Source organism: Bacillus sp. WC2507 (assembly GCF_052656125.1).
This window is the reverse complement of sequence record NZ_JBQXPN010000003.1, coordinates 175,623-188,499: the sequence shown is the minus strand read 5'-3', so window position 1 is coordinate 188,499 and position 12,877 is coordinate 175,623. Positions and strand designations below refer to the sequence as shown.

Annotated in this window: 8 protein-coding genes and 2 pseudogenes; 3 read left to right on the top strand and 7 right to left on the bottom strand. The window is 33.0% G+C overall.

Annotation, left to right across the window (positions count from 1 at the left end; all coding sequences use genetic code 11):
* Positions 1 to 25 precede the first annotated feature (25 nt).
* Entirely contained in the window at positions 26 to 1,969 is a 1,944-nt protein-coding gene (locus tag ACUN28_RS28860) for an ABC transporter permease (protein WP_445423464.1), read from the bottom strand.
* Positions 1,944 to 2,714 carry an ABC transporter ATP-binding protein gene (locus ACUN28_RS28855; RefSeq protein WP_088106841.1) on the bottom strand — a complete coding sequence of 257 codons (771 nt, stop codon included), beginning with the start codon at positions 2,712 to 2,714 and terminating at the stop codon, positions 1,944 to 1,946. The genes ACUN28_RS28860 and ACUN28_RS28855 overlap by 26 nt, the downstream gene beginning before the upstream one ends.
* 783 nt (positions 2,715 to 3,497) lie before the next feature.
* On the opposite strand from ACUN28_RS28855, the gene blaIII reads away from it, so the two are divergent.
* Together blaIII and ACUN28_RS28845 are read left to right on the top strand one after the other, a co-directional pair.
* On the top strand, positions 3,498 to 4,451 hold the full coding sequence (gene blaIII / locus ACUN28_RS28850; protein WP_098405260.1) for a class A beta-lactamase BlaIII: 954 nt from the start codon (positions 3,498 to 3,500) through the stop codon (positions 4,449 to 4,451).
* A 138-nt stretch (positions 4,452 to 4,589) separates the two neighbouring features.
* Positions 4,590 to 4,757 (top strand): annotated as a pseudogene (locus ACUN28_RS28845) (IS256 family transposase); the annotation flags it as partial.
* Between the two features lie 248 nt (positions 4,758 to 5,005).
* Here the strand turns inward: ACUN28_RS28845 and ACUN28_RS28840 are convergent.
* The 5 genes and pseudogenes from ACUN28_RS28840 to ACUN28_RS28820 form a co-directional block, all read right to left on the bottom strand.
* Positions 5,006 to 5,656, bottom strand: coding sequence for an RpiB/LacA/LacB family sugar-phosphate isomerase (locus tag ACUN28_RS28840; protein ID WP_016089741.1), 651 nt, complete (start codon positions 5,654 to 5,656; stop codon positions 5,006 to 5,008).
* 195 nt (positions 5,657 to 5,851) lie between these two features.
* Entirely contained in the window at positions 5,852 to 7,813 is a 1,962-nt protein-coding gene (locus ACUN28_RS28835) for a DUF3472 domain-containing protein (protein ID WP_098405259.1), read from the bottom strand.
* Between the two features lie 496 nt (positions 7,814 to 8,309).
* A pseudogene (locus ACUN28_RS28830) lies at positions 8,310 to 8,417 on the bottom strand (DUF4879 domain-containing protein); the annotation flags it as partial.
* A gap of 296 nt (positions 8,418 to 8,713) precedes the next feature.
* Positions 8,714 to 9,478 carry an SDR family oxidoreductase gene (locus ACUN28_RS28825; RefSeq protein WP_016089744.1) on the bottom strand — a complete coding sequence of 255 codons (765 nt, stop codon included), beginning with the start codon at positions 9,476 to 9,478 and terminating at the stop codon, positions 8,714 to 8,716.
* Between the two features lie 861 nt (positions 9,479 to 10,339).
* On the bottom strand, positions 10,340 to 11,245 hold the full coding sequence (locus tag ACUN28_RS28820; RefSeq protein WP_016089746.1) for a DMT family transporter: 906 nt from the start codon (positions 11,243 to 11,245) through the stop codon (positions 10,340 to 10,342).
* 109 nt (positions 11,246 to 11,354) lie between these two features.
* On the opposite strand from ACUN28_RS28820, the gene pdxR reads away from it, so the two are divergent.
* Positions 11,355 to 12,746: a MocR-like pyridoxine biosynthesis transcription factor PdxR gene (gene pdxR / locus ACUN28_RS28815; RefSeq protein ID WP_098405258.1), complete on the top strand. Its 1,392-nt coding sequence runs from the start codon at positions 11,355 to 11,357 to the stop codon at positions 12,744 to 12,746.
* Positions 12,747 to 12,877: the final 131 nt, after the last annotated feature.

Genomic DNA, 12,877 nt, shown 5'->3' with positions numbered 1-12,877 from the left:
GCTTATATTTTTATACATTCTTTTTCTATGAATACATTTTTGTATATATGCGTTTTAAATAGTGATTTCTAATAATAAGGAAGTAAATAATTTGCATACAAATAAAGCTTATTAATACAACAATTGAACTTTGAATAACGGACATTTCTTTACTTACTGTTTGTCCTAATTGGTGAAACGTTAGAAATGCAAAACTGCTATGAACCATAGCCACTATAATCGGTAAGAAAAATAGTAGTATCATTTGTCTTGTCACGATTTGCTTTAACTCACTTTGACTCAATCCTAATTTTGAAATCATTTGATATTGCTCTTGATCACGTTCTAAATCAGTAAATAGACGGAAATATAAAAAGCTTAGCGTAAATACGAAAAATACAATACCCACCATTACACTTGAGATAGAAAGTAATCCGTTTTGTTGTTTCAATTCAAGCCATCTTAAATACAAAGATGAAAACATATAATAATCATCTTGATTCTTACCAATAATCTTCATAAGTGTAGTAGAAACTGCATTCGTTTCAGACCAATTTTCAACGATAAAACCATATATGGTGTAATCTCGGAGTACGTTTTCTTGTTGAGCATTTTGGACCTTATTATAAACAGCATCAGAGACAATAACAGGCTTTTCTATTAACGATAATTCTGGGATATAAATTGTTTTTTGCACAGAAAGTGGAACCTCTATTTGACCATGTATTATTTCAAAAGTTTTTATATCCTCCGCATTTTTCTCGTTCTTATTTAGTCGTACAGCAATGCTATCATTTTCATTTGTTAATTTCTCTATTTCATACCCTAATTGTTTTGCATATTCATTATACGTAGATAGATTAATTAACGCCAACCCGTTTAGTGTCCTTTTAAATTCTGTTGCAACAAGTTTATAAGAAAATCCATATTCTTTTAATTGCTTCTTTATCTCTTCAATATGGGCTTTTTCTTGTATATTCCCCTTATCCGATCGATACGTAAATGCATATGGGGTCTCATGTTTTGCTAGTTCTGGATTCCCAATTGCTGTACAAACTCCAATTGCGGTAAAAGAAACAGCAGATATAATTGTAACGATAAAGAATGTTCTCGCATTATCTTTCATTCGATACATCAATTCTGAAATAACAAGAAGATTGGTTCTTTTAAAGAATGTAGTTTCTCTATTTTTTAAAGTATATAACACATATACACACAATTGAGTAAAGAAAAAATAGGTTCCAAAAACAATTAATAAGACACCTACCCCTACAAGTAGTAATAATTGATCTAAATCCATGTAATTCACTGCAACGATACTGTGGTGAACACAGGAGTAACCTGCCCCAAATAAAATTAGTACCAACATGGATATCCAGACGGAAACTTTCGGCTCAGCTTTTGGTTTTTCCTCTGATTTTATGAGTTCTACAAGCTCATTTATTTTCATCATTTTCGATGTAAATAATGAAATAAGTAGAAATAGAACAAAAAAGGAGATAGCTGTTATTCCCATAGCCTTTAATGGAAAGTAAAATGCTAACCTATGCCCTACTCCCAATAAGGACCCAGTAACTAGTAAGAACAATTTAGAAAAAGCTATCCCAAGCCCAATTCCTACTAGTATAGAAGGAATTCCAATCAACATGTTTTCGAAAAAAATTAATTGATCAAGCTGCCGATGAGACATTCCATGTAACATTAATAATCCAAACTCTTTTTTTCTATTTTTTAAAAAGGCACTAACTGAATAGAAAATAAATAAGAATGAAAAGACAAAGATTAAGTAATACGATAGTTGAAATCCTATCTTCCCAAACGTACTCAATATGGTGCTTACATGAGTCAGCTCGCCTTGTAGGTTTGGATGAAAGACGAGTAAACCATAAGTGAAGAAAATCATTACCGCAAATGTGCTACTAAAAAAATGCCCAAGATATATTCGTTTATTCCGTATAACATTATTAAATGCGAGCTGTCGAAATGTCATTTTTATTACCTCCTAACCTAGAAAGACTGTCCACAATATTTTTATAAAATAGTGGGCGATCACCGTTGCAGCAAACTTCATTGTATAACTGTCCATCTTTAATAAATATAATGCGATCACAATAACTAGCAGCAACTGGATCGTGCGTTACTAACATCATTGTTGCCTTTTCTTCTTTATTTAATAGTGTTAATATCTCCATTACGTCTTGAGAAGCTTTAGAATCTAAATTTCCTGTCGGCTCATCGGCAAGAAGCAATTTAGGAGAGTGAATGAGTGCACGAGCAATCGCTGTTCGCTGCGCTTGACCTCCTGATATTTCATATGTTCGTTTATTTAAGATTTCGTTGATTCCTAATTTTTTCGAAATAGATTCTACTCGTTTATTTATTTTCTTCACATTCATGCCATCTAATACGAGCGGAAGAACCATATTCTCTTTTACTGTTAATGTATGCAATAGATTAAAGGATTGAAAAACGAATCCTAATTCCTGTCTGCGAAATAAAGCCAAATCATTGACCGAAAGTTGATACGGATTTTTACTATTAATGAATACACTACCTGATGTTGGTGAGTCAATAGTAGATATCATATTCAATAAAGTTGTTTTTCCACTACCCGACGGTCCCATAACCCCAACAAATTCCCCTTCTGTAATTGTTAAATTAATATTTGAAAGTGCTGTATGTGAAACATTTCCTGTGTATTCTTTACTAAGTTCTTTTACTTCTACTATTTTCATATGAGAAATTCCCTCCAATTTTATCTACTAAGAATGAGATTTGATAACTAATGCGTGCCTACATTTTGACTTATTCAAAATACGATTAATGTACTACTCATTAATCATTTGTTTCAGCTTTTCTTATTTAAGCGTCATACTTGTTCGAATGTATTAAGCAGTAAAATAACTTGCTATCGTACCCCAGGATTTTTAAGCATGTTTCTGTTTTTCATTGTAGTAGTATGGTTGTTTTTCTCATATTGAATTATCTTTCATTTTTCTTACACGCTTGAAATGTTTCTGAAAACACAGTCTATAATCCAAAAAACATAATTTTTTGAGAAATAGCATTAAGGAATTTTTCATATGCACTGTACTATACGGTACTAGATTTCCATATAGATTTTATTTGCAATTCATCGTATTTTCTTTACCGCTCACCAAGTTCTTCCTATTTTTAAAATGGAACGAATTTATTACTTAGAGTGTCTATTACGTGTATTCCTAAAAATATGAAAGGACTTATTATTACCAAAAGTAAAGTGATGTAAAAAAGTGTGTTTTGAAATACAGCATTTAAATGTTACGAGTTTAATACTTTCACAGGTGGACTATTACAAGTGTAATTAAAAAAAGAAACAATCCAAACAGCGTCAGTTCATTCATCTAAACGTTTTAATTCTGCTTAACCTGTTAAAATTCAACTTCAAAATTATTGTTATCCTATACACACTTTAATTAACATCGGTATTTAAAACGCCAAAACAAAATCCATATATTCTTGAAAGAGGTTGAAAATTTATGTTCGTTTTAAACAAGTTCTTTACCATTTCACATTACAAAAAAATTGTACCTGTCGTATTACTTTCATGCGTAACACTAATAGGCTGTTCCAATAGTAATACTTCATCTGAATCACCTAAACAAACGAAACAAACAAATCAAATTAAACCAGAAAATACTGGTAATGATTCTTTTGCTAAACTTGAAAAAGAATATGATGCCAAGCTTGGTATTTATGCACTGGACACAGGTACGAATCAAACTTTTGCTTACCATGCAAATGATCGTTTTGCATTTGCCTCTACATCTAAATCATTAGCAGCGGGAGCTCTTTTACGTCAGAACTCAATAGAAGCTCTTGATGAAAAGATTACGTATACGCGAGAAGACCTTTCTAATTATAATCCAATTACTGAAAAGCATGTGGATACAGGAATGACGTTAAAAGAACTTGCAGATGCTTCTGTTCGATATAGTGACAGTACTGCACATAATTTAATTCTTAAAAAGTTAGGTGGTCCATCCGCATTTGAAAAAATATTGAGGGAAATTGGTGATACTGTTACTAATTCTGAGAGATTTGAACCTGAATTAAATGAAGTAAATCCAGGAGAAACACATGATACTAGTACACCAGAAGCGATAGCTAAGACACTTCAGTCATTTACATTAGGAACTGCACTTCCAAAGGAGAAACGTGAACTATTAGTAGATTGGATGAAGAGAAATACAACTGGAGATAAATTAATACGTGCGGGCGTACCAAAAGGATGGGAAGTAGCTGATAAAACAGGTGCAGGATCTTATGGGACAAGGAACGATATTGCAATTATTTGGCCACCAAATAAAAAACCAATTGTCCTTGCCATCCTTTCTAATCATGATAAAGAAGATGCAGAATACGATGATAAACTCATTGCAGACACAACCAAAGTCGTGTTAGATACTTTAAAAGCTACGAATAAAAAATAATAGATTATTGGAGCGTGTCATATAAACCGTGTAAGTAACCTACCATCATAGATAGATGGTTGCTTCACGGTTTTTCTTTTTCAAAAATAATTAAGAAGGAGTGGTTACACTTATAGTTAGAAGAGAGATTCAAAATCCGTGAAATTAGCTCAATCAATTTTTGAAGCTTACCAATCGGAAACTGTTGAAGATTTTCAAGAGGCTTTGAAAGACATCGGTGGACCTTTGTTTGAGGCAATGGTTCAGGGCGAAATGAATCACCATCTTGGTTACGATTTAAACTCAAAAAACGGAAAGAACACGAAAATTGTCATAATGGATACCCACACTTTGGATACCTAAAGTGCCACAAACCTTGCGGTCATTTAGTAGCACTCCGTATCCAATCTCACTTTCATCCCTTGCCTAAAGGCTATGTGTTTTTTTGTTGGAGAAGGATTGTAAAAGAACCCCATAACAAATGGAATGGCAATTATATCCCTCAATTGGTCAATCTTGTTGAATCAGCTTATGGTTAACGTTAAATTTGCCTAACTTATTGTAAAATACAGAATTTATCTACCGTGATTTAAATTCGTCGTTTGTTCGATAAGATAATTTGATATATCTGTGTTGGTGCCATTCCTCAAGAGGAATTTCACTAAATCTTGTTTTTGAAGAACAGGATTAATAACAGCTACATCTAACTGACTTAGAATCTGAACGATGCCATGGTGTGAAAAACTCTTGATTTCTTTCAAAAGTTCTGCATCACGTTTCTTTCGTTCGGCGGATTCTTCAGGATAGCCCGTATTGAACGGTTCTTCAAAAAGTTTCTCAAGCGTGAAGCGAAGATTTAGTTCGCCCGCCCAACCGAAGTTCAATCCAAGTGGCAGTGATGCACAGTTTCCGTTATTTATCCTACCAAACAGGAACGCATCTGTTGGAGTTGGCAGATAACCGCTAATGACATTCGGAAGTGTATTACAGGCAATCGACATACCAACACCGCTGCTACATCCAGTGACGACAAAATCAACTGCACCTGAATTTAGAAGTAGACCAACAACTAAGGACACTTGTATATAGCTTAACTCCGAATCTTCAATTGTAACACCAAAATTAAACACTTCATATCCATGCTTCGCCACTGCCCTTCTTGTTTCTTCAAAAATCAGTTCATTTTTGCTAGTTTGGGTACTTGCTTGTATCACAGCTATCTTCATTCTTCCACGACCTTTCGATTTAATTATCACACATACTGAAAGTCAAAAGAAGATAAATAAGATAAAACCAATCTTTCCTTAAAATTTGCTATTCTATGTGTTCGTTTCAAAAACTCACACAGATTTCTTTACAGAAACGGTTATTCTTCCATTTCTACAGAAAAAGTTGGGGATTCCCCCAACTTTTTAATACATCTATTTTCTTATTAATCCTGTGGATGTAATCTGATATGTTCTTTTCTTACCTATATATTCCTGTTTTCCATTCTCAAGGTTAGTTAAAGTCGCTCGCGTTTTTTCCTTTGCTGCTTCCCCTTCTATATGAGTAAATTCTATATAATCCCCCATTTTTATAGGTACTGTTTGGGTTTCAGCATTTTGTTGTCTATTTCCCATGATTTCCTTACTGTACATAACGCTACCGGATGAGCCTTGGACCTTAATACTTGCATATGTACTATTAAAGTAAGAATGCGGTACACCAGCTTCTAATTTGATTTTCAGCTCTTCTGCTGTTTTATTATAATCTACTTTTGCAATTTCTCGATCACTATATCCTTTTAATGACCATGCAAATTGGTTTCCATCTAGAATTGTTGTCTCTGGCATTTTTTCTACTTTCTTTAATCCCTGTTTTGTAACCTGATACCTTGCTGTCTTTCCAATAGTCTCATTTTTGTTATTTTCAAGATTCGTTAATGTTGCGCGTGTCTTTTCCTTTACTGCGTCTCCTTCTATATGAGTTAATTCAATGTAATCCCCTACTTTTACAGACACAGTTTGGGTTTCGGTATTTTGTTGTCTATTCCCCACGATTTCCTTATTGTATAGTACGCTACCAGATGAGTTTTGGACCTTAATACTTGCATATGTGCTATTGAAGTAAGAATGCGGTACACCAGCTTCTAATTTGATTTTCAGCTCTTCTGCCGCTTTATTATAATCTACTTTTGCAATTTCTCGATCACTATATCCTTTTAGGGACCATGCAAATTGGTTCCCTACTAAAATATCAGAATTTCCATTTGTAATTTCTACTTTTTTCTCTACAGTTCGATCAAATATGTCTGTTAATGTAATTTTAGCAAAAGCCGTTTGAGGCAATTGCATAGTTTTACTTACCTCAGTTTGGTAGGACTTAATATTATCAATTACTTTCAAAGGTTGTCCCATTAACTTTTCATTGTCATAGATTTCAATTTTCCCTTTAAACTGTGGGGTACTTTGTTCTTTCAATTTCCAAGACACATTTAATTTTTCAGCTTCAAAGCGAATATTTTGAATATCAAAATCTAAATTTCCCATTTCTGGTTGACTAGGCTGATTTATAGTAAAAGTTTTTCCAGTACCAATCGTTGATTGAGTATTTCCTCCTGCCTTAACCCATAAATATTCTGAAGTTGCTCCTCCATCGTATTGATAAGATGTATCATGTTGTCCACTGATACGCTGATTATTCCAAGAATTCCATTGTTTATCTGAAATTTTTCTACTGTATCCATTTTTTAGGCGTGCTTCTCTTACATCTTGTCCATTACCAGCCCAGTCTTCTTGAAACATGGATAGACCATAATTAAATGCAACATTCGCAACTGGATGATCCATAATAGCAACTAACTTCCATTCATTTAATTTATTATCTTTTATCCACTGGCCAAACTTTGTATGGCCATCTTCTTGCCAAGAACGTAGAGTCATTCGATACCATTCACTATCTTTCCAATTATAAGTTGTTTGGACCTTCAGACCTGTTCCTTCCCCACCAAATCTACTGGCTTCTGAAGTCGGCGATAAATATTCAGCATTTATTGCTTGGTTTGATGCTATTGGATCCCAAAGCGCAAAGTGAAGGGTACGTTTACCGTTTTGATCAAAACCACTTTGTTGTTGGAAACCAGCATAACCACCACCCTCTCCCCCCTGATTCCAATTATGCACAGCCCAATACGTATAAGGAGCTGTTTGGACTGGTGACCAGTCTATGCTAATAATATCTGAAGAAGCAGTATTTTGTGGTGTTACATAAACTGATGGGGCATGAGATCGGATTGCTGCCTCTGTACTAGAAATTGGTGCCCCATACATTGACATCATGGTGCAAGCCGCAGTAAACATAACAATCTTTTTTAGTCTTCCATTTGTTTTTTCTTTAAACATGACTTCCTATCTCCTTTTAAATTATTTTAGTTACATTGAATAATAACGATATACATACTATTAAACAAATTATGTAAAAAAAATAACATTAGCTATACTACCTAGTTATGTTTAATGTTTTTTTCACTACTATTACTAACCAAATTATAGTATTTTGTAAGAGTATCGTATGATTTGTGACTAAATGTTGGCTAAAAATATTATAAAAATTCATAAATATATAGTTTAAGATTAGGATGCTAAAAGACTTCTTTAATATTTTTTGATTTTTCAATATATTAATCCCCTTAATTACTCACACTATTAACCATAAATATGTTTACAGGAATAACATTATGTAAACATGTAACGTAACAATTGGATAAAATGGCTTATGAATTTGCACATATCTTATCATTAGGTTAAAAGAGCCCACCAAAAAACGTAGACTCCTTTAATTACCTAAACATTAAATATTGCAACCAACCAAAAATTAACATTAGATTCTTCTGTTAGCTTATTTAATATTTAATGACGTAGATAATGTATTCCAAGGTGCATTTGTAGATGTATTTTGATATTTGAATTGTCCATTTTGCTGTCCCGAAGCATCCCATTTATATTTAATACAAATTGATTCTATCATACTAATTTCATACATTTCGTTCCCTGTGAAAGAGTTAACAGAAGGTACCTATTTACATATGAAATTTTGCATATTCATTGCATTTTTACTATTTGCACTTACCATTAATCCTACTACAGCATAATGGCTTCTCTACCTTGATTGACATACTACATTTGGGCTCATATCAAGCTGACTTTTGTAAGAGTTCATAAATGGTGCGTAGTTCGGTTGTTTAGCAAATAAACAATAAAGATGCAAATCCAACTCAATTTAATTTGGCTTTTCCTCTAGCATTATAAGCAAGATCCACCACTTGCATCGATTAACTCACCAGTTATCCAACGGCTGTCTGATGAAGAAAGAAAACCTACAATATCAGCTATATCATTAGGTTCTCCCCATCTATTAAAAGTCGATAAACCTGCAGCATATTTTTGGCCATCTTTATTCCCCAATGTCTCAGCGTTCATTTCTGTATTAATTATACCCGGGAGAATTGCATTTACTGTAATACCACGAGCACCAAGTTGTTGTGCTAAAGTATGAGTAAGTGTATTAATTGCCCCCTTAGATATACTGTAGGCAAAAACACTTGGGGAAGCTACTCGTGTAACAAATGATGAAATATTGATAATCCGTCCTCCATCTTTTAAACGTGGCAAAGCCTTTTGAATAATAAAAAATGGAGCCTTCACATTAATATTCATAACCTCATCAAAAGACTCCTCTGTAGATTCCTCTAACGTTAAAATCTGCCCAATTCCAGCATTGTTTACAAGAATATCAAATGTAGTATTACCTATATGTTTTTGAAGAGATTGATCCATCATTAAATACAAGTTATTAATGCCTTTAAAAGTACTTAAATCTGCACTGATTGCAAATGCGGCACCGCCATCTTGTTTAATTTTATCCACTACACTTTCTGCTTCTTCTTTTCTTTTACTATAGTGAACTACAACTAACGCACCAGCCTGTGCCAAATGTAAGGCAATACTTCGTCCTATTCCCCTACTAGCCCCTGTTACTAATGCAACTTTCCCCTTCAATGTATTCATCTCATCATCCCCTTGTTTAAAATTCTCCTTAGTTATATCACAAGATACTCTTTGAAATGTTGCTCTCTAATTTGATTTCCTTAAAGGACCAAGATTGTATTGATACTAATTTTATTTAATACTAAACATCTAATTTTCTTCTTATGATATAGTGCACCCATGTTCGTTAAGCTAGGAAAAGTGAATACCATAAACAAAGAAAACTATTAGTTTTAGATTGTAGTACCTGAAAAATATCTAGTTTCTAAACCTTTGTTAAGAATCTACGATGAGCAATTATACTAAACCAATAATGAAAATAGGATTTGATATGAATATCAAATCCTATTTTACTATGTATAATTATTTCACTGCTTCTCTTAATTCTTTTCCAGCTTTAAATGCCGGTGCTTTAGAATCAGTAATTCACATTTCTGTAACATTATTATATAAGGTTTTAGCGGATTATGTGTTAAACTTTATTCCAAGAAGTCCTATACTTTTAGAATCGACAATTCTTCAATACCCTTAGACTTGCCCTACGTCCCCTGTAGGGCCTTTTTCGATAAACTAACATACTTCTTGTACACTTTCTGAATTTTATCTCTGCAATTTTGTATCCACTTCAATGTTAAATCTTTTATCAAAATAGAAGTTTAAAAAAGAGTATGAAATAATACACATTAAATTGAACGCATATTAAGATATATTCCCAAGGGTGCTGATACATACTTTCTTTAAATCAGAAAAAACAAATCCTTATCTACACAGTTTTCGAGTGCCTTATGACGTCTTTTTTTGCAAAAGAACCTTCACAATTCAAATATAAATAACAAAAAATATATGGACTCTATTTTCTAATCCATTACACTTATTCCTATCTTAATTAACTCTTTTTAGAGTTAATTTCGAATCTTGCTTTTGAGTTCTAAACCCTAATGCGATAGCCGCTCCAATACAGCTAGAAAAACAACCAATAAACAAATACGGGGATGGATCTGACTCACCGATTAAAACGGAAGCTATTCCTCCAATTACAGGGAATAGCGCCACCATATACCCACTTCGAGCTCCTCCGATTTTTTCTACAAGCTTCAAATAGAATAACCATGCTACAAAAGAAGCAAACAAAGTTAAATATAACAACATACATACATATGAAAACGATGTGGGGAATGTAATTTCTTGTCCTTGAAATAATACAATTCCCCCCATCAATATACCACCTACTGTAAATCCAATTGCATTTGCATAGATAGGGTTCACCTTATGGCTTGCATTTCGTGCCGAGCTCGCATCACCTATTGCTGTAAGGACCGTACCTAAGAGCGCAACCATAATTCCTTTTAAATCATTGAACCCTTGAAAATCATTCAATTTCGGATAGATAAGAATACATACTCCTAATACCCCTAAAATCCCTCCAACCAAAACTCGTGAATGCAACTTTTCTTTTAAAAAAATTCGAAGAGCAATCGGGGTCAAAATCACCTTTAATGAAAAAACCAATGTTACAATTGCCGCAGAACTCAAAATTGTAGCGTAATAAAGGCATAAATAGCTTAATGCAAAGTTACATATACCAAAAACTATTACAAATGGGATATCTTTTTTTGTTGGTATCCCACTTGGTCGAAGGAAACAAACAAGCATCAAAAATAAAAAAGCTGTCATAGCCAGACGGTAGGTTAAAGATAACTCTAAGCTAACAGGAGTTCCTTGAATTTTTACTGCAATAAAGTTGAGTCCCCATACAATTAAACAAAATATGTACATAAATATTTTCATAAATTTTCTCCTAGAGTAAATTTTTTATAAATTCATTATTTATTTATACTGTCATTTCTAAAAGGGACAGTTTACAATAAATACAAATGACAGATGGGGTATTATAATAATGAAGGAACTAATATTTAATATAAATCGAAAAAGTAAAAATCCTATGTATCAGCAAGTTTACCAATATATACGAACTCAGATTTTATCTGGTAAATTAGAACAAGGTAAAAAGTTGCCATCAATTAGACAACTTGCTAACCAATTAGAAGTCAGCAGAAACACAACTCAGGTAGCCTATGAACAACTGCAATCAGAGGGGTATATTCGAAGTGAGAACAAAAAAGGTTTTTTTGTAGAGGCTATTACATCAGATGAAACACTTAATTTTGAACCTATTAGAGAACTGCATCATGAAACAAATCATACTACCATAAAAACTATTGATTTTAAGATTGGGACAGTGGATCAAGAAAACTTCCCTTTGAAAAAATGGAGAATGATTACAAACAAAATAATTAAAGACTCTAGCATGTTTTCATACGGAGAAAAACAAGGCGACATTAAATTAAGGAAAGCACTAACAGATTACTTATTTCAATCAAGAGGAGTTACTACTTCTGTAGAACAAATTATTATTGGTAGTAGCACACAACATTTGTTATTACTTTTGTCACTGATATTAAAGCAAGAATATCATTATCTGGCCGTAGAAGACCCTGGATATAGCATGGCAAGGGAACTTTTTTTTCTTCAATCATTTATTATTGATCCAATTCCTGTAAAAGAACGAGGTATCCAAGTCGATCTACTTTTAAAATCGCCTTCTAGACTTTTATATGTGACTCCTACTCATCACTTTCCGTATGGGGTGACTATCCCTGTCAATGAAAGACTAAAGTTAATTGAATGGGCCAAAAAGATGGAAGGCTATATTATTGAGGATGATTATGATAGTGAATTTCGATATATCCATCAACCTATACCGTCTCTTCAAAGTTTGGATTCTAATGATAGGGTGGTTTATTTAGGAACTTTTTCAAAAGCACTCCTCCCCTCTATCCGTGTCAGTTATATGGTTTTGCCTAAGCGGCTAATTAATGAATATAAAAAGATACTCCCTTTATTTGAACAAACATCCTCATCTATTCATCAGCAAACATTGGCAACTTTTATGAATGAAGGATATTGGTACTCGCACTTAAGGAAGATGAAAGCTTTGTATAAACGTAAAATGAATCTATTAAATAAGGAATTATCAAAGCATTTTAAGGAATATGTCAAGATTAAAGGCGGTAGCTCCGGAATATTCGTTATTATTGAAGTGAAAACAAAAATGAGTGAAAAAATGCTAATTGAAAAAGCACATAATCATGGCATTATAGTTTATCCTTGCTCAAAATATTTCTCGGAATATTTACCAGAATATCCGCATATTCAACTTGGATTTGGTAATTTATGCGAAGAAGAGATAATAAAAGGAGTATCTCAATTAGCAAAAATTTGGTTCTAATAGGAAAAGAGATAGAACAGTTAATGAATGATTTTATTTAATTATGAATAGAAATCTCTTTAGTATTTTGAAATCTTTTACACAAAGCGATATCTTACTTTTTTATACATAAAAAAGACACCTTTAAGGTG

Excerpts from the sequence above, each read along its gene's own strand:
- pdxR (WP_098405258.1), top strand. The coding sequence starts at position 11,355 with ATGAAGGAACTAATATTTAATATAAATCGAAAAAGTAAAAATCCTATG.
- ACUN28_RS28860 (WP_445423464.1), bottom strand. The coding sequence starts at position 1,969 with ATGACATTTCGACAGCTCGCATTTAATAATGTTATACGGAATAAACGA.
- ACUN28_RS28825 (WP_016089744.1), bottom strand. The coding sequence starts at position 9,478 with ATGAATACATTGAAGGGGAAAGTTGCATTAGTAACAGGGGCTAGTAGG.
- ACUN28_RS28855 (WP_088106841.1), bottom strand. The coding sequence starts at position 2,714 with ATGAAAATAGTAGAAGTAAAAGAACTTAGTAAAGAATACACAGGAAAT.
- blaIII (WP_098405260.1), top strand. The coding sequence starts at position 3,498 with ATGTTCGTTTTAAACAAGTTCTTTACCATTTCACATTACAAAAAAATT.
- ACUN28_RS28840 (WP_016089741.1), bottom strand. The coding sequence starts at position 5,656 with ATGAAGATAGCTGTGATACAAGCAAGTACCCAAACTAGCAAAAATGAA.
- ACUN28_RS28835 (WP_098405259.1), bottom strand. The coding sequence starts at position 7,813 with ATGTTTAAAGAAAAAACAAATGGAAGACTAAAAAAGATTGTTATGTTT.
- ACUN28_RS28820 (WP_016089746.1), bottom strand. The coding sequence starts at position 11,245 with ATGAAAATATTTATGTACATATTTTGTTTAATTGTATGGGGACTCAAC.